The organism is Bacillus cereus (assembly GCF_002567495.1).
GTDB classification, from domain to species: Bacteria; Bacillota; Bacilli; order Bacillales; family Bacillaceae_G; genus Bacillus_A; species Bacillus_A cereus_AQ.
In genome coordinates this window covers 1-21,425 of record NZ_NVAP01000001.1, presented here as the reverse complement: position 1 = coordinate 21,425, position 21,425 = coordinate 1, and the positions used below count along the sequence as shown (strand labels likewise).

The window sequence follows — 21,425 nt, the reverse complement described above, 5'->3', positions numbered from 1 at the left end:
TTACAAAGGGTACAGATTACAACTGGCATCCTTTTTATTTTTATACTAAGCAATAAGATTGATTTTCACTTTAAAGTACAGTTGTATCGTATTTATATTCTACGTACACTTTCTGGCATATTATAAATGTTAACACTGTCCATCTTTGTAAAATTTCAAGAGCACTTCTTTTATATACAACTATAAAAGAATCACATCCATTTTCTTTTTTCTATTTATTAAATTCAATTTGCATCATTTTATTAAACTGAGTTAAAATATCAATCGCACCTAAAGAGTTCGTATTGACAGCAAATATATGTTTACCTCCAATTACTCCCCCAGCAAAAGTTGTAAATCCAGGAATTGCCCCTCCGTGCCCCCAAACTGAAACACCGTTTGGAAGTTTAGTCTCATAGATTCCAAGACCATATCCATCACCAACCCCTTTCCCTTCTACAGGAACTGTAGTAAGCATTTCTTTTAGCTCCCTTTCCTTCAGCAACTTACCACCAAGTAAAGATGAAAAGAACTTATTTAAATCGTCAGTATTAGAAATCATATCTCCAGCTGCATTAGCTAAACTCGGATTATAATCCGTCATATCTTTCAACTCACCTTTGTCGTCAATTTTCATATATCCACGAGCATGATTCTTCCCTGGGATTACGGGTGAATTTCCTGGTAAAAACGTATTTGGCAGGTCCAAAGGTTCAATAATTCGCTTTTCAATTTCTTCCGCATAACTATTACCAGTTTTTTTTTCAATAAGCATTCCCAATATTACGTATCCTGTGTTTGAATACAACCAGTCTTTACCCGGCGAAAAATCTGGTGGCAGAGAAAGGCCTATTTTCACTATTTCTTCTGCTGTATACGTTTTTTTCGAATTCATTATGTCAGCGTCTTTTGACTTTAAGTAGTCAGCTATACCACTCGTATGATTCAAAAGTTGTCGTATCGTAATTTGATTTCCATCATACCCATTTCCTTGCACAAGACCCGGTAGCCACTTTTCAATTGGATCGTCAAGCTGTACGCGATTTTCCCCTACTAATTGAAGAACAGTCGTGGCAGTAAAAGTCTTCGTCACACTACCAATCCGAAAGCGATAATCCGATTTCATCGGTTTCTTTGTACTTAAATCCGCCACGCCAGCAGTGTAACTACTAGTTTTTCCGTTGTTAGACGCCTTAGCTAATATCCCTGGCGTGCCAAGCTGTACTGTTTCCTGCATTACTTGTTTCCATGTATTCCGATTCTTTTGATCATGTACTTGTGGCGCACTAGAAATATTTTGCGTTGACTCTGCTTTCACAGTAAAACCAGGTGTGAATAGAGTAGTACCTGCTAATAAAACTGCAAAACTTGCTAACTTAATTGAATTACATTTTTTCATAAGGCTTTCTCTCCTCTATTAATATCGTATTGATTCAAGCTATACTTCCATCCTATATGATAAATCTCTCTTTTTTCTTATCCATTCCTTACGAAATACTTACGTTCAAATTTAGTTAAGATAAATTGAGGAAGAGTTATGTATACAAATAAAAAGAGAACATGTTTTCATTTCTTATGTAAACATGTTCTCTTAAATATTTAAAATTCTATATCAACTTTTCATTCTATTCTTTAAACAACTAATCTATTTTCCCTTTTACCAGCCTGCACTAGCATTCATACCATTTCCGAGAATAGAAAGTAATAGCGGCCATAATACTGGTCCCAACGTAAGAAATACATTTAGAAGTATGAGCATTCTATATCCACCAGTGAAATTGTGATTTTTACGATTAACAAATACTAAACTGATTAATGATATTATGGTCGTTAAAAATAATACTAACATTAGCAACCAATACCACACCATTAAACTGAGACTCCATGGTGTTAATAGCTCGTGTATGATACCAAATGAGATTCCTAATACCGCAAAACTAAAGCTAGTCACTGCTATTTTTATAAGCCATTTATTTATTTTTTTATCGTATGTATTTTTACAATATAAATCTATTAAAGTATATAAAGATAAAAATACCATTAATACGCCTATCCAAGACAATAACCAATCTCCGTCCCCTTTGAATAATAAGAACAGCAACCAACACATACCTACTGCTGAAAAAACAAAGGAAATAAGTATGCTTTTTAATACCGATTTCATTACATTTTCACACCCTTAAAAAACTAAAAATTAATTATAATTTATAAAAATTAAATATAGGTTACCACGTAATAAAATATAAGTAAATAAAGTTCATTTCATTTTCTTATTTGAAGACGGTTTCATATATGAAAATGATTCATGTTAATCAAATTTCCCTACAAAAAAGAAAAGGTGGACATTTAAGTATCCACCTTCCCATCTCCCTCTACCCACTTCATAATTTCTTCCACATCTAAATCCGTATACGTCTTTTCACCATAACGAATAGACTCATATAACGGGATAATATCCCATGTTCTACAAATTCTTTTTAACCATTGTTGCATCGTTTCATATGACCTTCTCTGTTCGTGAAATGGTAAAGTTCTTTCCCATTCAACTAACGTTTTCCTTATCATATCTTTAGGTAACGGCTGTTCAAATTGACGCATCACTTTCTTATTCTTTTCGGTTCTATCCGTATTTTCTTTTGTTATCGATTGTTTATCCTGTTGTATTTCTGATTTCGTTACCTTTTTCCTCATTAATTTATAAAAAACATATAGAATAACCACTGCAATAATTACATAAAAAACGACACTAATCCATGAATTTGAAAGAACAGAAAACACATCAGTCCATGAATTTTTTCGTACAAAAAGTGGAATTTTCCTATCTATTTTTGTTCTTGTATCTACAACTCCTGTTTCTTCATCTATAATTCTTTCAGGTTCATCAAACTGTGAGTCTACACTAGTAAAATCATAATTCCTTTCTGATATTGTCTCCGTCTTACTAGAAAAAAGCCCTTTTACTATGTCTTGTACATGCACTACACCTTGTGAAAACGTTATCGCACTAACCGTAAAGAAAAGTAGTATTAATACTCTAACACTCCACAACTTTACTTCTATATGTCTCTCTTTATTAACCATGACATAAATCCCTTCTTATTCTTTAATTACAACCCATTTATTCGTTCTGGTGTATTTCCTTGGGGAAGTACCAAGAATTAAAGGAACTGCATCCAATTCTTTTCGACGAAAGCCTGCTGTGTAAAAATAAGTGGAAGATACAGGAGTATCTTGGTCCGATATTGAGGCAAGTACTTTTAATACATTTTGCAAATGTTTCCGATTATCCCCATTTTTTATATGTAGCAAACCGCTATCTTTTACACTATTGATCCATACTTCAAACGAACAGTTTTGCATAAGAAGTTGTTTGCATATACCTGCTGTTAATTCAATTAGTTCCTCTATATCATTTCGCAAAGAAACACCGCTTTTATTTTGCAAGTTGAGATAAATCGCGTATTTATCACATTGTGTTCGCTCATACTTTTTCGCAATTATCGTCCCTGCTTTCGCTGTTGCACTCCAGTGGATGGAACGAAAATCTTCATTTTCATAAGACTTCACTCCCATTACTTTCGTTTCATCATATAAAGGTGAAGACATCGCTTTTCGAAATCCTCGTGACCATTCTTGTAATTCAGGAACTTGTATTTTCGGAACAGCTGGTAAGACTAAATAAGAGGGCGTATCAACTTGTTTATATGTTATATGGTTCGTTATGAATCCAAAGAGATCAGTAATGACAATTTCAACTTCTTCCCATTTCGCAATTCCTCTTTTTAACGCTACAGCTTGCAAATCAAATGAAACTGACTCCTTTCCTTTTAAATTAAAATTCATATAATAATTTGAACCTGTACTATGATTTTTGTTTATTTCATCATGACTCCAAGTTAGCTTATTTTCACATTTAAATCGAAATACGATATTAAGAATAGGAAATATCGATTTGTTTGAAATTTTAATTTTGCACATATTCGTTTCACCTATAAAAACATTCGAATTCCCTTGACTGTATTCCCATTCAACATGAGAAACTTTACGTATATATACATACATAGCAACTATTAAAATTACATACAAAAATACGAGAGATAAAAACAGTAGATTACTTGAAAATACACATAAAATAACGGCTACAACTGACATAACCCCCATTACGAAAGGCTCCGCTAAAGGTGTATACACAAGCTGTTGATTCATCGTACATTCTCCACTGGCACACTAATCGTATGAAGAATTTCTTTCATAAGTTGTTCTTTCGTCGTTTTCATCTCTCCCTCAATCGTTAACGTTACACGATGAGCACAAACTGATGCAGCGAGCGTCTTAATGTCATCTGGCGTACAGTAATCTCTTTCATTTAATATTGCCCGTGCTTGAATCGCTCTCATAAATGCCAACGTTCCCCGGGGGCTTACACCAATTTCAATTAACTCATGGTTACGAGTTGCTTCAATAATTTCAAGGAGATAATCTTGCACATCATTCCCTACTAACACTTCTCTTGCACGCTTTTGCATCGTAATAATTTCTTCACTTGAAATAATAGAATGTAACGTTTCTAACGGATCATTCATTTGAAACCGATTCATCATTTCCTTTTCTGCTTCTCTCGTAGGATAACCTTGTCGAATTGTAAGTAAAAACCGGTCTAATTGAGCATCTGGTAAAGGAAATGTACCAGCGGATTCAAGAGGATTTTGCGTTGCTATAACTAAAAAAGGTTCTGGTAATGAATGTGTCTGTTTCGCAATTGTAACAGTACGCTCTTCCATAACCTCAAGTAACGAAGATTGTGTTCTCGGTACAGCTCGATTAATTTCATCCACTAATACGATATTTGCAAAAATGGGTCCTAACCTCGTTTTAAAATCCGATTCCTTCACATCAAAATATTCAAGGCCAATAACATCTCCAGGCAAAGTATCCGCTGTAAATTGTATTCTTTGAAATTTAGCGTCCACACTTTTAGCCAAACTTTTCGCTAATGTTGTTTTTCCCGTCCCAGGTACATCCTCTAATAAAATGTGTCCTCTTGCTATAAGAGCTATAGCTGCCAGTTCAATCGATTCATCTTTTCCTATAATAACCTTCGAAATATTATTAGTAATCTTCTTTAATGTACTCATATAGTATCTACCACCTTTTAATTATCTAAAAATTAAGAATATATTTTTTCCAAATTATAACATGTAATCTGAAGATGAAATAGAGTGAAAATGAATCTTTTATTTTTTCTTCATTGCACGCAAAAAAGCACCTATTGTCGTATATTGACAATGAGGTGCTTAACTCAATCCAACAGCCTTCTTTCCCTCTAATTTTTAGTAACAATACATCCTTTTTTCTCCCATGCATGCATTATTTTCAATTAACTAGTAAAATGCATTCTAATATTACATATAATAAAAACCATTTCGATTTGTTCGTTATAGAACTTCCTCTACATCGACACTCTCAATCTTCACTTCATACATATTTGGGATGTTTGCTTCTTTTGGTACCCATGCATAATAATTTTGATCATTCTCTAACATAAATTGAATTAACTTTGTTTCTGAAACATTCCAGAAATTTTTAAGATTATCAATGTAGTCCTCTAAATCTTCTTTATAGTCCAATTGTAATATATAATCTCTTACCGTCAGGGCAAACACAATTAAACTTCCTAATAGATTTTTTTGCTCATTTTCTTCTTCATACTCTTGTGTTAAGAACCACACTTGACCTATTCCTATTGTTTTTTTGTATTTCTCATAAAAACTACTGTCATCCATATTCTCATAATCATGTATTAATTCATTGACTAATGAATGCCATTTTGGCGGAATAATATTTTCCAATGCAGGATTATGTTCAATTCCTTCTACTATATCCTCGATTTCTTCTGTCTCATCTTCATAGTGATATTCACTTAGGTCTATATGCTTGAATTTCATTTCATTTTTATAATGTGCCAAATCATATGGATAATGATTATTATCTTTTAAACTTGTATCATCAAGTCCGAGTATCTTTACTATTGCAGCTGTCTCAAAGCTCCAATACCCTACATATCCAGGTTCTTTGTGGGCATTTTTCCATTCATAATCATAATGGCCTCTAAACCATTCTTTCTCCATATACGTTTGTAATCTTTTAGACGCTTCTTTTTTATCTGTTTGTGCAAGTTCTATAATCTCTCTCGTTTTTGCATATGGCTTTTCTTTATAATATCTATTCGTCACTTTTGTGTATCCGATATCACTAGCGCATAAGAGGAAATCAATTACTGCGTCGATCACATTTTTTTTATCAACTATCTTTTTTAATCTTTCTATATTCTTTTTATCCGTCTCTAACAAAATTCCTAAAGAAATTATCCAAAGCATATATATATAACCCACTTTGCTAGTCCCTGTATGCTCTAAATCATCTATCGCATTATAAAAATATACTTCCATTTTACTAATGTCTTCTCCTAAAGAATACATTGCCCTAATGTCGTTCATCTCATGTATAAAATTCGACAAATAATTTTCTAATATAATACTTTTGTTATCTTTAGGATATCTTTGAATACCATTTTTTTCATCTTCTTCTAAACTTTTAATCTCTTCTCTATTTTCTTCGATAAACTCTTTATGATATTCTATTCCCCTTTTACATTTTTCTTCTATACATAAATGATCCCTCATTCTTTTTAATTCCTCCTCGCTTCTAGATTATGGCCACTCTCCAACGATGTTACCCTTTGCATCTATCTTAAATGTTTTAACCTTTCCACTACTATCAACTTTTGATAATACTCTTTCAACTTTACCTCTTTTCAAGGCTTTCGTAATCTGTTCAGCTAATACTTCATCTCCCTCAACAGCTTTTAATATTCTACTTTTTCCAGTTTCAGAACCTTTCAACCAATCATTTGACATTTGTCGTCCATCTTTAGTTTCCCCCAATTGTGAACTGCCAAACTTAGCCTCATCTATAACGTATTTGATCTTTGATTCTGCATTTGCATTTTCGTATAATCCATCAATCCCTTTTACTATTTTATCATTTATGCCTGATGGTGCACTTTTTCCGACTGGCTTTAAATCAAATCCAGCTTCTTTTAAACTTTGATTATTCAATAAATTGTCACTAGATTTTATTTCACCATAATTACCTTTTTGCTTATTTGTAGCTGTTTTTGCATCAAAATTATCTACAGTTGTATTTTTGTTACTGCTAGGTTTACCGTTAGCCGTACCCTTAATAGGTACTTTAACACAAACTAAAAAATCCACAGTGTAAAAATTTATCACTGTGGATTCCAACATTTATTTTTCTTGGCAATGCACCATATCATAAGGGTAATATGAACTATCTTTCAAGGTTGAATCATCTAATTTTAAAATTTTAGCGATTGCTCCACTTTCAAAACTCCAGTAACCACTATAAATGTCATGTTTATTTTCATGTGCATCGTACCATGCTTCTTCTAAATGTCCCTTATACCAATACTCCTTTATATATTTCTCTAAATTTTTTATAGAATTCTCTTGTGAAATTTTATTACTCTCAATTACTTCTTTTAATTTTACATATGGATATTTTACATAAAACTCACTTTGCTCATAAAAATCTGATGGCTCACTATTTCTAAAAGCAATAAAATAATTAATCAAATAATCATTTAATCCTTCTTTCCTTACCATTGCTATTAGTCTATTAAATTCTTTATCTTCAACATTTAGCATTACTGCTATAGATATCATCCATAACATACGTATATATCCACTTTCTTTATTCCACACTTTTTCCATTATATTTATTACTTCAGGTAAAAAATCACGAATAGTTTGAATAGAACAACCCGCAGAGTACATTGCCCTTAATTTATTAAAATGATACCCTTGTAACGCTATATATCCATTCTTTACACCTTTATCATCTTTGCCTCTTTCCTCAATAACCTTTTCAACCAATAATAAAAACTTTTCTATTCTCTTTTCCTCATAATTGACAAATTTGTTAAAATATATATCATTTTTGATTTTATCCCTTAGCATAATTTCTTTTCCACCTTTTATACTTCAAGAATTTTCTTCACAATCGTTCCATCAGGCATAACTTGAATAACAATTCTTTGAACATTTTCTGGATTCAGCAACATCTCTTCCACAATTTCATCTGCTTTTTCTTTTGACAAAGTACTATCTAACCTTTCACTTCCAAGAATCCAATCTTCACTCATTTGCTTACCATCATTTGTTTTTCCCAATTTGGATGTGTTATACTTAGCCTCCGCTATTACATACTTAGGTGGCGGAGATGAGTTTTCATATACAGCATCTATTCCCTTAACAATTTTTTGATCTAATGTTATTACACGATCATCACTAATTCTGGTATATGTTTGACTTTCAAAAAAGTCATCCATCTTCATTTCACCATAATTCCCTTTACGCTTCGTTGTTTTTAAAGCTACTTCGCCACTTTCTACTGATCCTATTACCTTACGCTGTTGTGCTCTAGCTACTTCTAATGTTTGGGCTACTTTTCCAGATTCCTTAGCTATTTCACCAGTTTTACCCGTACCCTTACCACCATCTTTAGACTTCGCAAACTTATAATAAGCTTCTATTAATTCGCCTTGAGGTATTTTGGTTACAATAGTTCCACCAACACTAGAGAATGCATAGGAAGCATTTCTCTTAAATGATTGTAACATTTCAAGGGTAGGCTTCAATTCTTTTGCTAGTTTTACTGCATTTGCAAATGTACTTACTCCACTTGATGCTTTTGCTCCTTTTGTGATATAGCCTACTTTATTTAGTGCCCTATCGCCTAATATTGTGGTAGCTATTTGTGTTAATCCATAGGTAGTCAATTCTGTACGACTCTCTGCATCTCCCTCTATCATATCTCGTTTTATTTTATTTGAAAATGCATGCCACATATTTTTTGCAGTTTCATCCAAATGGAAAAGTGCATAGGTTACATTAATAAAAGTTCCTATGTCCATATTACTTAAAGCTATTGCGGACTCGATTTCATCACCAATAGCTTTCCCCGAGCCTCTTTGAATAGCTTCCCACATCTTTTTCGCTGTTTCAAACGTGCCAACTATACCGTCTGCCACATCGTCCCAAGCATTTCTAACCGGAGATTTCTCCTCAATTATGTTATTTGTTTCTATATCTTTAATTGACTGATCATTTTTTCGGGCTGTTTCTTCTATAATCCCCTGAATCGAACTCACCCAATCCATATTCAACCCTTGTGTACTAAACGTCCCACTCACAGGACTAAATCCTTTCCCGCTTTGCACTTCAGCGAGTCCGGTTGTGATGCTAGCTGCTAATTGGAGAGCGGTGCTGTAGTTGTTGCTGGATGAATGATTGAATTCATATAAATGCTCTAGTTTTTCTTCCAGTTTTTTTCTCATTGCACCTAATACCGTTACAATCGCACTTACTCCGGGCATTGGTGTAAGTACTTCTATTGCTTCTATACTTGTAATCGATTGATTAATTCCCCGTATTTGTTCTCTTATTTCTTGTTCAATCACATCTGTCGAAGCAACTTTCGCTTGGAACTCGTTTGGAAATGCTTCGTTTTGGCGAATTAATTCTTCACATAAGCATATGATTCCTTGCGCTAATGGCCGAAATGTTTGGACAAGGTAGGCTTTTGCACTACTGTATGTTTGTCCTTGTAATACTGTATCTACCGCAAATGCATCAATAGATTGAATGGCTTGTTCCATACTTTGAATCGTAGCATTACATATAGCGTTCATACTTTGAGTTTGACTTTGTACTTCTCCCAAATACATGTTTAAACTCATGTATTGGCCTCCCTTTGTAGTTGCTGCTGTTCAGAGGAAAGGTCATTTTCTTTCTCGCTGAGATGCCGTTTTTCTTTAAGCAACGTCTCTTTTTCGTTTTCTAATTCGAATGTAAGTTTTCTTTCGTACTGCCCGATCTCTTGCCGCATATTCGTAAAAAGGTGAAACACTTCTTTGTCGCCATACCAAGTTTCTAGTATTCGGTTAAATAAACGATTATTTCTATTTTTCCATTCATGAAAACTAGCCTCAGCTCGTTCTTGATTTTGCAGCGCGATTCGGTTTTCATTTTGTTCTTCAAATATAATTCGTAATTTTTGATTACATTGACTGATTCTCGTTTCAATTTCTTGACTCATCTTTTCTCCCTACCTTTTCCCCTTTACGTAGGTTGTTACATTATTGAAAAGTCTTTTGAAGTCCTGTATCCATTTTCTCAAATTCATTTGCTACGGAATGGATATTATCAATTGTTTGTTGAAAAGCAGTACAAAATTGTTTCGTGATCTGTAAATTTTGTTGATTTGCTTCTTGTGCCTTGAAGTTCACAGATAGTGTAGTACGCGTTGCCTTATTTATAGAGCGACTAGTAGCACTTTGCATTCTATCTGAAGCATTTCTCATTTTCGTTGCAAGTTGCGTTGCCGTATGCAAATTACTTTGAAATTCTCCCATTACTTACTCCCCTCTACCTTTTATTTACAAGAAAATTATAACACGGAAAAATATCCCAATAAACCAAATGTTCGAATTTAACATACAATTCACCACAGTTACTGAGGATACGAGCAACACTTATCAATCAACATAACTGAGTCCAAAATGGATTCTACTTATACAAAAAAGATGACTTCAGCCATATGCTAAAGTCATCTTTTTCTACCTTATTATTTTACTAACTCTCCATTATAAGCTTTTATATCAAGAGGAGCAGTTAAAAATTGTGCTGCTTTACTAACGAAAGATGTGAAGTGTTCACTCGTATTATGGCTCGCAACTGCTGCTTCATCTTTCCATACTTCTACCATCGTATAAACACTTTCTTTTTCTGTATCTTTATATAAGTCATAAGATACATTTCCACTTTCTTTTCTTGAACCATGAATGAGTGGCTGAATTTCTTCTAAAAATGCTTGTTGTTTCGCTGGGTCTACTTGAAATATTGCGTGAATAATAATCATGGTGCTTCCCCTCTCATCTTTCACTTATTGAAGTTCTTTTATAAAATTACTTCCACTCAGCAACTTTTTCAATTGGAAGACGTACTGATTGGTAACCACTGTCTGCAGCTTTTCCGATTGAAATTAACATAACTGGTACGTGACGGTCTTTATCTAGTCCGAAAGCTTCTGCGATTTGATCTTTCTCAAAACCACCAATTGGACAAGTGTCATAGCCGTGAGCACGAGCTGCTAACATAAATTGCATTGCTACAAGACCACCGTCAATTAGTACTGTGTCTTTCATGACTTCTGGTGTAACCATTGAGAAATAAGCTGAAAGTTTTTTCATTTGATCTTCTTTTACTTCAGCTGGCATAAGTCCGCGCTCTACTGCTGTACCGTAAATTTCTTCTGCGTTATCAAAGTTGTTTAAGTCCCCAAATACAGCGATCATTGCTGAAGACGTCTCTACTTGAGATTGATTAAATTTCGCAAGTGGCGCAAGTGTTGCTTTTGCTTCGTCACTTTCAATCACAAGGAATCTCCATGGTTGCATGTTTACTGAAGATGGTGCAAGTGTTGCTTCTGTAAGAATTTCTGTCATTTCTTCTTTGCTAATTTTCACTGAAGGATCGTACTTACGAATTGAACGACGTCCTGTTAAAATTTCGTTAAAATCATTTGTTTTTACTGAGTTAGTCATAGTTGTATTCTCCCTTTTTTATAATTCTTTTATATTTTCTTGAATGTGGTTTAACATATTTAAAAGATTGTCGCGTTCTTCTTCACTTAATCCTTTAAATGCAGATGCTGCAAAACGTTCTTTTTCCTCTTGAAACGCTTGAATTTTATTTCGTCCCTCTTCAGTAAGAGAAACTAACGTAATTCTGTTATCATCTGGATTTTTACGTCTTACAATCATTTCATTGGCCTCAAGCTGCTTTAAATGCCTCGTTATCGCAGCATTATCAATATTCACTTCTTGCTGAAGTGCTTTTTGACTAATTTCACCTACTTCAAATAATTGAAGTATAAGCTCTAATCGAGACTGGCTCATACCCGTACACCCTTCAAATTTCGAACTTACTTCTTTATTTAGAAAGTGTAATTTATATAAAATAATCGCTTCTTTTGAGCATGAACTTGTCAAATTAACCCTCCTTTACAATCAAAATAAAAACATTTGATGTATCAATAGTTGATATGTCAATTAATATAATCTATATCGATTTAGAATGCAAGCATTTTGTTTTCATTTTATTTTTTCCAAATTAAGGCGCTTTGTAGCGTTACAAATAATGTTAATTGCACTATAATAGTAATAATTTAAATGACTGGAGAGTGATTGATAATGCGGCAATACACAAATAGAAATGAGGAAATGAAAATGGAAAATGAAATGAGGATATTCACAAATGACAACAATAAATATAGGGATTGTCGCGCACGTAGACGCTGGCAAGACGAGTTTGACCGAGCGTATTCTTTATGAAACGAATGTGATTAAAGAAATTGGCCGAGTTGATAGTGGTAATACACAAACTGACTCAATGGAATTAGAAAGACAACGCGGAATTACGATTAAAGCATCTGTCGTTTCTTTCTTTATTGATGATGTAAAAGTAAATGTCATTGATACACCTGGACACGCTGATTTTATCGCTGAAGTGGAGCGATCATTCCGCGTTCTAGACGGTGCGATTTTAGTTATCTCTGCCGTTGAAGGTGTGCAAGCACAAACAAAAATTTTAATGCGAACATTACAGAAACTAAACATACCGACTATTTTATTCGTTAATAAAATTGATCGTAGTGGAGCAAACACTGAAAAAGTTATGAAACAAATAAAAGAGGTTCTTTCAAATGAAGCATTCCCCTTCTATTCTGTTCTAAACGAAGGAACGAAAGAAGCCCGGATCATTGAATACAAATCATATGACGGTTGTATGGAACTGTTAGCATCATTTAATGAATCATTACTTGAATCATATGTAAATAACGAAATAATACCGGACGCACTATTAAGAGAAAAACTAGAACAGCAAATACAGCAAGCAAATGTGTATCCAATCTTTTTCGGTTCAGCAATGACAGGTATAGGAGTAACTGAAATACTTGAAAAACTTCCGGCCCTAATGCCAGCTCTTACATCGGCACAAGAGGAACCATTATCCGGTGTTGTTTTTAAAATTGAACGTGAACCTTCTGGAGAAAAGGTTGCGTATATAAGAGTTTTTTCAGGTAGCTTACATGTTAGAAAATATGTTGATATACAGCGCGATGAGTCTCTACCACATAAAGAAAAGATTAAAAAAATGTGTATGTTTCATAGCGGAAATGCTGTTCAATCTACTATCGTTCCTAGCGGAGAATTTTGCAAAGTGTGGGGACTGAATGATATAAAAATTGGTGATATTATCGGTGAACGTACGGATTATATAAAAGATATTCACTTTGCCGAACCACAAATGGAAGCAGCGATTGATGCGGTACCTAAAGAGCGAATTCATGATTTATACGCTGCACTTATGGAACTCTGTGAAGAAGATCCACTTATTAAAGTGTGGAAAGATGATGTTCATAATGAACTTTATATTCGCCTTTTCGGTGAAGTACAAAAAGAGGTTATCGAAACAACACTTTATGAGAAATATAACTTACAGGTTACTTTCTCAAATACGCGAGTTGTATGTATTGAAAAGCCAATTGGCATTGGGAATTCCGTTGAAGTCATGGGTGAAAAAGCGAATCCATTTTACGCAACAATTGGTTTTAAAATTGAACGTGGTGAACTTAACTCTGGCATAACGTATAAATTAGGTGTTGAGCTTGGTTCATTGCCTTTAGCATTTCATAAAGCAATTAAAGATACAGTATTTCAAACGTTAAAACAAGGTTTATATGGTTGGGAAGTTACAGATGTTATGGTCACGTTAACACATACTGGTTATGCTAGTCCTGTTACAACAGCGAGTGACTTTAGAAATTTGACACCGATCGTATTAATGGATGCTTTAAAGCAAGCTGAAACATATGTATATGAACCAGTAAATGAGTTTGAATTAACTGTACCGGAGCAGGCAATTAGTACCGCAATGTATAAGCTCGCTGCCGTTCCAGCAACTTTTGCAGAGCCTATATTATATAATGATTCTTACCAATTAACAGGATCATTACCTGTTGCGAAAACAGAGAATTTTAAACGCATGCTTCATTCATTTACAGAAGGAGAAGGCATATTTACAACGAAGCCAGCTGGTTTCACAAAGCTTATGGCTCCCTTCCCTACTCGAAAACGTGTTGATTATAATCCGCTGAATCGTAAGGATTATTTACTTCATGTTTTGAAGGCTTATTAAAGTAAAAGAGGTGCAATTCGCACCTCTTTTGCATGTATTAATAGGTTAGTTTGTCCTAACAACTTCTTTAAGTTTTCCTATTATTTTCGCTATAGCCTCAATTGAATTTTCCGTTTCATATCCCCCAACATTTACAGAATGATTTGCATTTTTGACAACTTCAATCTGTAAATTCGTTTTATGTAACTGATCAACTTGATCTGCATTGTATTGATGATCTTTATCCCCCATAACTAAAAACCCTTCGTGATTACTATGCAAGATAGAATCAAAAATCGTATCAAACGTCAGTAACGGTGTCAGTAATATCATTTTCGACTGTAAAAACTCTTCTCTCTTCATTAAATCATTCGCAATTGGAATTGTTCCGAGTGACTTCCCTAAAAACATAGTCTCGTTGTATTGCTCATCTTTTAATACTTCATTTATTACCGGATTAATATCATCCATCATTACTTTCGTTACTTCTTCCATTGGTTTATTCATTAATTGTCCATCATAAGAATAATGAATATGTACAACATCTATTTTATGTTCAAGCATTAACATCGTTGCGTAATAAAATAACGGCTTATCATAATTGTATCCTGAACCTGAAAACATAAAGCAAACCGTACTAGAACCTTTTTCGATATGTGTGTAATAAATTACTTTGTCATTTATATGTATCTCTTTTTTAATCCCCTTCATCCTTTTCTCCCCCGAATACATTTAATCTTGTAAAATGATATGTTCTGTATGAACTGCTATATTCTTTACTTTCTCTTTTATAAATGCAGGCTGTAAATTATATGCATGTAACTCTTCTACCGGCACCCACTTAAACAAATATGTTCTATCCTCTTCTTCCAAAATATATTGATCCGCTCCATTTGCAGGTAATTCATGTAGCTCTACTTCATAATAAAAACTAATCTCATGAAACTTTTGCTCAGAAAGTGTAAAGAAATTTTCTACTGACCATATTAATCTCTTCCCTTTAATAGGAGCAGCTAGTTCTTCTGCAAGTTCCCGTTGTAACGCATCCTCACTGTTTTCTAACATTTTCACTCTTCCGCCCGGTACGTACCAAAAATCTTCACCGTCACCTTGCAGAATAAGTATTTTATTATCCTGTTTACAAATTGCTCCAACGCGGTAATTAAAACATGTTTCCTCAACTTTAAACGTAAGATCCATCCGTAACGCCCCCTTATATAAATATCGAATTATTACAAAACAATTATGTAATTACTGTACAAATAAGGTTACTAAATTTATCCACTCCATTCAATGGTTTTTGAATTTTCTAAACTATTATTTTTCATCATTACAAGTGTATATACATATGTTACAATCATATTGCACACTAGAAAACATTATGGGGGTACGGATGGAAACGTTATTAATCCAGCAAACTGAGAAATCAAATAAGTTTTGGAAAATCGTTGTGAAAGAAAAAGACTATGTTGTGTTTTACGGAAAAATTGGCACAGCTGGCAGTGTGAAAGCGAAAGAGTTTGAAACAGAAGAAGAATGTATGAATGAAGCTAATAAACTAGTTGCTTCCAAACGTAAAAAAGGATATATAGACCCTATTCAAGGGGAAGATTACATAAAAGAAAAGACGATAACCGAAGAAGAATTTTGGGAACTACTTCATCGTGCAAAAACGAAAGGTGAGGACCAAGAAGAACAAATAGAATGGCTTACTTCCCACCTTGCTAAACGTACAGTACATGAAATTGTAGCTTTTGATACGCATATGCATCGCCTTTTGAAAGACTCCTATACCTCCCGTTTATGGGCAGCAGCCTATATTATTATGGGTGGCTGTTCAGATGATACTTTCGATTACTTCCGTGGATGGTTATTATATCAAGGAAAAGAGACATACGATGCTTGTATTGAAAATCCAGAACAATTAATTCCTGTATTAGAAAATTTAAGTGAGTATGACGTTCCAGAGATTGAAGAACTTACTCTATATTTCGGGCAAGAAGTTTACATGGAGAAGACTGGGGATGAAGATGATACATACTTTACACTATACCATGTCTTAACAAATGAAGAGTTTGAGGAAGTTGATATCGAGTTAGATTGGGATGAAGACGATGAGGAAGGTTTAAAAAAGATGTTTCCTAAGCTATGGGAGATGTACGGAGAAGAACCAATTGAGTGGTAGATTTATATTAGGACTCTGTTTATTCAATAAACAGAGTCCTTTTTTCACAAGATTCTTATTTAAACTCTCTTTCTTTCATACCACTTATCCAATAACACCTTTTCTCTTTCCCCTGAAATACCTGTTTTTAATTCCCATTCTTCCGTACTCTCCATCCACTCATACACATCTGTAACTGTCTCTTCTATTCTTCTAAAAGTAAGCCCTTCATTAACCGCACTTTCGATACAAATAGAAAACCCGCCTCTCCACGGCTTCGTCTCACCATCTAATGGGAAAGTTTCTGGAATCCACAAAGGCATTTCTGTCCAAGGCTGCACATTATGTTCACTCATAAATGATTCGTCTACCCAAACAAATTCAGCATCGCTATTCGTAACCTTTTTACACGTATTTAATAGCTCTTCCATCGTCAATTCATCATTCGGACCTGTTACATTGAATATACCTGCTTTATTATTTTCTGCCATGTTTAGTCCCCAGTTTGCAACGTCTTTTATATCAACTATCTGCACTGGACGGTCTTTTCTTCCTGGAACTAACACTTTACCTCCTTTTGCTACACGCTGAATCCAGTATGGAAGTCGATCTGTATAATCAAACATTCCTGAAAGCAGTCCTGCTCTTACGTGTAATACACGCCCCGGCCAATACTTCTCTGCTTCTTTTTCACATAATACTTTCAGTGCACCATAATGCTCATAAGGAGATATTTCACCATTTTCTACAGCCTTTATTTGCTCTTCCGTTGGTTCAGGTTGTAATATATAGTCTTCTTTTATGTCATGCGGAATCCAATCTTTATATACGGAAAGGCTAGAGATGAATATATAGTGTTCAATATTATCTTGAAGTACTTCTCCAACATTTCTAATGTGATGCGGAGAAAACCCACATGTATCCACGATAACATCCCATTTTCGATTTACTAAACTTGAAACATCATCATTTCTGTCACCGATTAACTGCTCCACTTCAGGAAAAATTTCTTTGTTTGTTCCGCGGTTAAATAATGTAACTTCATGCCCTCTGTTCAAAGCCTCTTCTACAACAGCTCTTCCTAAAAATCGTGTACCACCTAGAATTAGAATCTTCATAGTTCTCCTCCATTCGTGATTGAAACCCATTCTTTTGTTAAACGATTTTTTGCTCTGAAAAGTTACGGGTGGGATGTAGCTTTTTACTACAATTTTAATTCTATAAAATAAAAAGAAACCATTTTGAAAAGTTAATCATCATGGTTTCTAAAATAATATATAATTATTATCGGTCATTCTTTACCTTTACACAATCTCCCCATCAACTAACTCAATAATTCTATTACACTTATTCGCTACTTCAATATCATGCGTTACAATAATAATCGTTCGTCCTTCTTCATTCAGTTGTAATAGTAAATCCATAATTTCTTCTCCTGTTTTTCTATCTAAATTCCCTGTCGGTTCATCAGCCAAAATTATTTCTGGTTCACCTACTAACGCTCTAGCAATTGCGACCCGCTGCTGTTGTCCACCTGAAAGCTCGTCCGGTGTTTTATGCATATGTTCTTTTAAACCTACTTTTTCTAAATAGAACTTCGCCTTATTTTCTCTTTCTCGTTGCTTTAGCTTTCTATATGTGAGTGGTAGCGCTACATTATCCAGTACAGTATGTTCTTTTAACAATGCAAAGTATTGAAAAATAAATCCGATCATTTCATTTCTTGTTTTATGAACTTTATTTGCTCTAATTTCAGTTAATGATTTTCCATTTAACATATACTTACCCTCATTTGGCATATCAATTAACCCTATAACATTTAGTAATGTACTCTTCCCTGAGCCTGATCGCCCCATTACCGCTATAATTTCGCCCTTATTTATCGTTAAATTTATACCGTTTAACGCGAACGTATTGTAATTCTTATTACTATACACCTTCTTAATATCTTTTAGTTCAATTAACCCCATTATTCCATCCCACCTATTAATGTTTTTGGTTCAAGCTTTCTAATAAATAAGAAGACAATTACATTTGAGACAACGATGATCAATAATAAGAATAGAAATACTAAAAATAATATAGGCATATTCAATTTAAAGTCTAATACCGTTGATTCCTTTAAATCCTTCGACATTTGTAATAGAACCCCATATCTCCATGAAAAGTAAACTAGTGACATCCCTAAGCCAACTATTGCTACAATAATGTTCTCTAGAACAATTTGAATAAACATTCCAAATTTACTTTCGCCAAAAGCTATTTTTATACCAAATTCCCGCTTTCTCATCAAGATAGAAATAATAGTCGTTACTACAATTCCGACGATTGAGAATAAAATAAATAAGATTCCGACTATCAGTTGAGGTATTTCAGAATAGCTGTTAAAAGTAACATCTTCATTTATTTCATCACCCAAATTTTTTAAATAAAACGTACCGCCGTTTCCTTTAAGTTGAATTGATTCTTCTAGTTTCTTTACATCTGCATCTTTTCGTAAATATAAAACTGTACTTTGATGTAGTCTTAAAAACATTGCTTCATATTTTTCAACTCTATTAGATGACATAGGTATTATCATTACGTAATCCAACTTCGAATATGCGTTCGTCGTATTATTATTTACGATAAATTTATTCTCCGGCAAAAAGCCTGTAATTGTATATTGATTATTAATTGTATCTCCAACTTGAAAATATTTCTTAAAGTATGAACCCATTAAAACCTTTGTTTTCTCTTCACTATTTTTTTGAAAATCTTCATGCAAGAAACCTTCTTCAGATTTTAAAGGTAACTGTAACATTTTATAGTAATTTTCATCTACAAAAATTGTTGTAATAGTAGGTCTGTCATCGCGAAACGTTTTATGTTTCAAATCAGTAATCATACTATTTTGAAATGGTCTATTACTTGACTCTATTTCAATAACTCTCGCCTCGTATGTACCATACGAAATCACATCTTTATTTTGTTGAATCGTTTTATAAACTTCTTGAATTTGCTCTTTATTAAATTTATTGCTTTGTAACTTATCTGTCGTCATTTCAAAAGTAACTAAATATGTTTTATCCGCATTTAATACCGAGCTGGATTTATCATTCAGATGGTGTAAATTATAAAATACATTAATTGAACTCGTTATAGTTGCTAATCCAAATGTAATCTGTATTAGAAGAAGTACCGAAAATAGAAATCTCTTTTTTAATGCTAGGAACGCACTTTTTATTCTCATCATGTTTACTCCTTTAATGCTTTAGCAGGTTCACTTTTAATCACATATACAAATGGTATTACAGAGAGGATAAAAGGTATAGTAAGTGAAAGAAATACACACATTACAATATGAGTAGATTGTAAACTAATGCTATAACTTGTAAACTCTAAAATATTTCCACTCAAAGTTTTAAAAATCCATTGAATGCATATTGCACAGGCTGATGCAGTGATTGCACTTAAAAATAATTGACTAAATATAAAAATAAAAAGATTTACATTACTTGCTCCCAAAGCTTTCCTTAACGACAAACTTTTTTTCTTCGTATAAATCCAATAATAACTTACTATTATACTGGTAATGAAAGCTATACATAAAAGCCTATATGGAAAACTGAGTAACTCTTCTACGGCTTCATTTGAGTTTTTTTCCTTCTCATAGTTCTCTTTTTCACTAATTACTTTGGCATTTATATCTTTATTGTTCTGTTTCATATGCTGTATGAAAGTTTCTATTTCCTTGATAGGGTTTTCGTTAGAACGAACAATCATTTGGAATGTATTATCTTTTTGTATCATCTGTTTCACTTCATTTGGCATGTCATTTAGAGAGACGTAAATTTTAATATTATACTCATATCCAGTATTTTCTCCAGCTATGCCTTTAACTGTATATTCCTTATTAAATAATTTTATTGTTTCCATATCCTTATAAATTTTCTTCCCCACTATTACACTATTTTTTTCATCTTGTCCCATCTGGGAACCTTTTAACAAAGGTGGAGTCCAATTTTTATTAAGGAGACCATTCATTATTACGTGGCCGATATCCGGAATAGTAATACGAATATCATTTGTAATCACACTAGCGTTTTTAAAATCAGATTCTACTAACGTCTGAAATTGTTCGAAATTGATTTCCCCCATATTAGTAAGTCGAACAGAATAGTAATAATTAAAATAACCATTCTTACTATCATAAAATTTCTCATCATAATAATCTCGCGTCGATATTGCAATCAGGATTGGCCATATTGTCAATACAAATCCAATAAATAACATAATGAATATTGTTTTGTTCACCACTATTTCTTTTAATACTAGATTCATATATCCTCCTCATTTTAAAAACCGTGAAAATGGTATTTATCCTTTTTCACGGTTTTTGTTGATTTTTATTTAATTACCATTTCCTTAGAAGTGTACGCACTATCCCCTACCATTATCCATTCATGACCCGAATAACCTCTGGTCACCGGTCCTTTGGATGCAACGCTAACATTTATACGATCTGAAATTTTAGCATCATACAATGCTAACTCTTTAGAAGTCCCATCATCAAAGCTAGCTCTTACAGTCATCTTGTAAAAATGAGGTTCGTTCTTTTTCGCAGTATAGGCAGTTGCCTTAGCTTTTGCTCCGCTTCCTGTCCACGTTGCATTATTATCCCAACTAATCGAAGCAAATGAAACGGAAGAAACCATACCTAATAAAGAAGCAGTTAATCCTGTAACAGCTAAAGTTTTTTGAAGTAAGCTTTTCATATATCCTTAATCTCCCTTTTTAAAATATTCACTTAAATATTTAAGTATTTTTAGGCCTTGTCCTCATTATACATAAAAAAATAATCATATATCGATAAAACTTAATATTTACATTTATTAACACGATTCTTACATTCCCCTGAACTTTCCGTCATAAAACAAAAAGATGGTATGAAACTCCAATTTGATATTATCCCCTTTAGG

The 21,425-nt window shown here is 33.5% G+C and carries 23 protein-coding genes; 2 read left to right on the top strand and 21 right to left on the bottom strand.

Annotation, left to right across the window (positions count from 1 at the left end):
• Positions 1-211: 211 nt before the first annotated feature.
• The 14 genes from COK05_RS00125 to COK05_RS00055 all read right to left on the bottom strand — a co-directional run bounded on the left by COK05_RS00125 (position 212) and on the right by COK05_RS00055 (position 12,112).
• On the bottom strand, positions 212-1,378 hold the full coding sequence (locus COK05_RS00125) for a serine hydrolase domain-containing protein (RefSeq protein WP_098610977.1): 1,167 nt from the start codon (positions 1,376-1,378) through the stop codon (positions 212-214).
• Between the two features lie 258 nt (positions 1,379-1,636).
• The gene (locus COK05_RS00120; protein WP_098610976.1) at positions 1,637-2,143 is read right to left on the bottom strand and encodes a DUF3902 family protein; all 507 of its coding nucleotides are present in this window, start codon (positions 2,141-2,143) and stop codon (positions 1,637-1,639) included.
• 182 nt (positions 2,144-2,325) lie between these two features.
• The gene (locus COK05_RS30830; protein ID WP_141538831.1) at positions 2,326-3,060 is read right to left on the bottom strand and encodes a signal peptidase II; all 735 of its coding nucleotides are present in this window, start codon (positions 3,058-3,060) and stop codon (positions 2,326-2,328) included.
• A gap of 15 nt (positions 3,061-3,075) precedes the next feature.
• Positions 3,076-4,185 (bottom strand): DUF58 domain-containing protein, encoded by a 1,110-nt coding sequence (locus COK05_RS00110; RefSeq protein ID WP_098610975.1) that lies wholly within the window; start codon positions 4,183-4,185, stop codon positions 3,076-3,078.
• Positions 4,182-5,114 (bottom strand): AAA family ATPase, encoded by a 933-nt coding sequence (locus COK05_RS00105; protein ID WP_098610974.1) that lies wholly within the window; start codon positions 5,112-5,114, stop codon positions 4,182-4,184. The genes COK05_RS00110 and COK05_RS00105 overlap by 4 nt, the downstream gene beginning before the upstream one ends.
• A gap of 300 nt (positions 5,115-5,414) precedes the next feature.
• Positions 5,415-6,662: a PoNi-like cognate immunity protein gene (locus COK05_RS00095; RefSeq protein WP_098610972.1), complete on the bottom strand. Its 1,248-nt coding sequence runs from the start codon at positions 6,660-6,662 to the stop codon at positions 5,415-5,417.
• Between the two features lie 27 nt (positions 6,663-6,689).
• Positions 6,690-7,283 carry a hypothetical protein gene (locus tag COK05_RS00090; protein WP_235182080.1) on the bottom strand — a complete coding sequence of 198 codons (594 nt, stop codon included), beginning with the start codon at positions 7,281-7,283 and terminating at the stop codon, positions 6,690-6,692.
• Between the two features lie 3 nt (positions 7,284-7,286).
• Positions 7,287-8,018: a PoNe immunity protein domain-containing protein gene (locus tag COK05_RS00085; RefSeq protein ID WP_098610971.1), complete on the bottom strand. Its 732-nt coding sequence runs from the start codon at positions 8,016-8,018 to the stop codon at positions 7,287-7,289.
• Positions 8,019-8,035: 17 nt separating this feature from the next.
• Positions 8,036-9,799: a T7SS effector LXG polymorphic toxin gene (locus COK05_RS00080; RefSeq protein ID WP_098610970.1), complete on the bottom strand. Its 1,764-nt coding sequence runs from the start codon at positions 9,797-9,799 to the stop codon at positions 8,036-8,038.
• Positions 9,796-10,158, bottom strand: coding sequence for a DUF3958 family protein (locus COK05_RS00075; RefSeq protein ID WP_029442674.1), 363 nt, complete (start codon positions 10,156-10,158; stop codon positions 9,796-9,798). The genes COK05_RS00080 and COK05_RS00075 overlap by 4 nt, the downstream gene beginning before the upstream one ends.
• Positions 10,159-10,198: 40 nt before the next feature.
• Positions 10,199-10,474, bottom strand: a complete 276-nt coding sequence (locus COK05_RS00070) for a TIGR04197 family type VII secretion effector (RefSeq protein WP_000503639.1) — start codon at positions 10,472-10,474, stop codon at positions 10,199-10,201.
• A 212-nt stretch (positions 10,475-10,686) separates the two neighbouring features.
• On the bottom strand, positions 10,687-10,980 hold the full coding sequence (locus tag COK05_RS00065; RefSeq protein ID WP_029442675.1) for a putative quinol monooxygenase: 294 nt from the start codon (positions 10,978-10,980) through the stop codon (positions 10,687-10,689).
• 46 nt (positions 10,981-11,026) lie between these two features.
• Positions 11,027-11,665: a nitroreductase family protein gene (locus tag COK05_RS00060; protein ID WP_000185375.1), complete on the bottom strand. Its 639-nt coding sequence runs from the start codon at positions 11,663-11,665 to the stop codon at positions 11,027-11,029.
• Between the two features lie 18 nt (positions 11,666-11,683).
• Positions 11,684-12,112 (bottom strand): MarR family winged helix-turn-helix transcriptional regulator, encoded by a 429-nt coding sequence (locus COK05_RS00055; protein WP_000204162.1) that lies wholly within the window; start codon positions 12,110-12,112, stop codon positions 11,684-11,686.
• Positions 12,113-12,377: 265 nt separating this feature from the next.
• Here COK05_RS00055 and COK05_RS00045 point away from each other — a divergent pair, with 265 nt between their 5' ends.
• On the top strand, positions 12,378-14,321 hold the full coding sequence (locus tag COK05_RS00045) for an elongation factor G (RefSeq protein ID WP_089171336.1): 1,944 nt from the start codon (positions 12,378-12,380) through the stop codon (positions 14,319-14,321).
• 45 nt (positions 14,322-14,366) lie between these two features.
• Here COK05_RS00045 and COK05_RS00040 read toward each other — a convergent pair whose 3' ends face one another.
• Together COK05_RS00040 and COK05_RS00035 are read right to left on the bottom strand one after the other, a co-directional pair.
• Positions 14,367-15,011, bottom strand: a complete 645-nt coding sequence (locus COK05_RS00040) for an alpha/beta hydrolase (protein ID WP_098610968.1) — start codon at positions 15,009-15,011, stop codon at positions 14,367-14,369.
• Positions 15,012-15,032: 21 nt separating this feature from the next.
• A complete protein-coding gene (locus tag COK05_RS00035; RefSeq protein ID WP_000366244.1) occupies positions 15,033-15,500 on the bottom strand; it encodes an NUDIX hydrolase in 468 nt (155 codons plus the stop codon).
• A gap of 193 nt (positions 15,501-15,693) precedes the next feature.
• Between COK05_RS00035 and COK05_RS00030 the strand changes: the two genes are divergently transcribed.
• Positions 15,694-16,485, top strand: a complete 792-nt coding sequence (locus COK05_RS00030; RefSeq protein ID WP_098610967.1) for a DUF4240 domain-containing protein — start codon at positions 15,694-15,696, stop codon at positions 16,483-16,485.
• A gap of 59 nt (positions 16,486-16,544) precedes the next feature.
• Here COK05_RS00030 and COK05_RS00025 read toward each other — a convergent pair whose 3' ends face one another.
• From COK05_RS00025 to COK05_RS00005, 5 genes are all read right to left on the bottom strand, one after another.
• On the bottom strand, positions 16,545-17,582 hold the full coding sequence (locus tag COK05_RS00025) for an SDR family oxidoreductase (RefSeq protein ID WP_098137670.1): 1,038 nt from the start codon (positions 17,580-17,582) through the stop codon (positions 16,545-16,547).
• 186 nt (positions 17,583-17,768) lie between these two features.
• On the bottom strand, positions 17,769-18,434 hold the full coding sequence (locus COK05_RS00020; RefSeq protein WP_098137672.1) for an ABC transporter ATP-binding protein: 666 nt from the start codon (positions 18,432-18,434) through the stop codon (positions 17,769-17,771).
• Positions 18,434-19,699: an ABC transporter permease gene (locus COK05_RS00015; RefSeq protein ID WP_042968976.1), complete on the bottom strand. Its 1,266-nt coding sequence runs from the start codon at positions 19,697-19,699 to the stop codon at positions 18,434-18,436. Before COK05_RS00015 ends, COK05_RS00020 begins: the two co-directional genes overlap by 1 nt.
• 2 nt (positions 19,700-19,701) lie before the next feature.
• Entirely contained in the window at positions 19,702-20,787 is a 1,086-nt protein-coding gene (locus COK05_RS00010) for an FtsX-like permease family protein (RefSeq protein WP_098610966.1), read from the bottom strand.
• A gap of 65 nt (positions 20,788-20,852) precedes the next feature.
• Positions 20,853-21,221, bottom strand: coding sequence for a hypothetical protein (locus COK05_RS00005; RefSeq protein ID WP_023522327.1), 369 nt, complete (start codon positions 21,219-21,221; stop codon positions 20,853-20,855).
• Positions 21,222-21,425 lie beyond the last annotated feature (204 nt).

Excerpts from the sequence above, each read along its gene's own strand:
- COK05_RS00125 (WP_098610977.1), bottom strand. The coding sequence starts at position 1,378 with ATGAAAAAATGTAATTCAATTAAGTTAGCAAGTTTTGCAGTTTTATTA.
- COK05_RS00120 (WP_098610976.1), bottom strand. The coding sequence starts at position 2,143 with ATGAAATCGGTATTAAAAAGCATACTTATTTCCTTTGTTTTTTCAGCA.
- COK05_RS30830 (WP_141538831.1), bottom strand. The coding sequence starts at position 3,060 with ATGGTTAATAAAGAGAGACATATAGAAGTAAAGTTGTGGAGTGTTAGA.
- COK05_RS00110 (WP_098610975.1), bottom strand. The coding sequence starts at position 4,185 with ATGAATCAACAGCTTGTGTATACACCTTTAGCGGAGCCTTTCGTAATG.
- COK05_RS00105 (WP_098610974.1), bottom strand. The coding sequence starts at position 5,114 with ATGAGTACATTAAAGAAGATTACTAATAATATTTCGAAGGTTATTATA.
- COK05_RS00095 (WP_098610972.1), bottom strand. The coding sequence starts at position 6,662 with ATGAGGGATCATTTATGTATAGAAGAAAAATGTAAAAGGGGAATAGAA.
- COK05_RS00085 (WP_098610971.1), bottom strand. The coding sequence starts at position 8,018 with ATGCTAAGGGATAAAATCAAAAATGATATATATTTTAACAAATTTGTC.
- COK05_RS00080 (WP_098610970.1), bottom strand. The coding sequence starts at position 9,799 with ATGAGTTTAAACATGTATTTGGGAGAAGTACAAAGTCAAACTCAAAGT.
- COK05_RS00075 (WP_029442674.1), bottom strand. The coding sequence starts at position 10,158 with ATGAGTCAAGAAATTGAAACGAGAATCAGTCAATGTAATCAAAAATTA.
- COK05_RS00070 (WP_000503639.1), bottom strand. The coding sequence starts at position 10,474 with ATGGGAGAATTTCAAAGTAATTTGCATACGGCAACGCAACTTGCAACG.
- COK05_RS00065 (WP_029442675.1), bottom strand. The coding sequence starts at position 10,980 with ATGATTATTATTCACGCAATATTTCAAGTAGACCCAGCGAAACAACAA.
- COK05_RS00060 (WP_000185375.1), bottom strand. The coding sequence starts at position 11,665 with ATGACTAACTCAGTAAAAACAAATGATTTTAACGAAATTTTAACAGGA.
- COK05_RS00045 (WP_089171336.1), top strand. The coding sequence starts at position 12,378 with ATGACAACAATAAATATAGGGATTGTCGCGCACGTAGACGCTGGCAAG.
- COK05_RS00040 (WP_098610968.1), bottom strand. The coding sequence starts at position 15,011 with ATGAAGGGGATTAAAAAAGAGATACATATAAATGACAAAGTAATTTAT.
- COK05_RS00035 (WP_000366244.1), bottom strand. The coding sequence starts at position 15,500 with ATGGATCTTACGTTTAAAGTTGAGGAAACATGTTTTAATTACCGCGTT.
- COK05_RS00030 (WP_098610967.1), top strand. The coding sequence starts at position 15,694 with ATGGAAACGTTATTAATCCAGCAAACTGAGAAATCAAATAAGTTTTGG.
- COK05_RS00025 (WP_098137670.1), bottom strand. The coding sequence starts at position 17,582 with ATGAAGATTCTAATTCTAGGTGGTACACGATTTTTAGGAAGAGCTGTT.
- COK05_RS00020 (WP_098137672.1), bottom strand. The coding sequence starts at position 18,434 with ATGGGGTTAATTGAACTAAAAGATATTAAGAAGGTGTATAGTAATAAG.
- COK05_RS00015 (WP_042968976.1), bottom strand. The coding sequence starts at position 19,699 with ATGATGAGAATAAAAAGTGCGTTCCTAGCATTAAAAAAGAGATTTCTA.
- COK05_RS00010 (WP_098610966.1), bottom strand. The coding sequence starts at position 20,787 with ATGAATCTAGTATTAAAAGAAATAGTGGTGAACAAAACAATATTCATT.
- COK05_RS00005 (WP_023522327.1), bottom strand. The coding sequence starts at position 21,221 with ATGAAAAGCTTACTTCAAAAAACTTTAGCTGTTACAGGATTAACTGCT.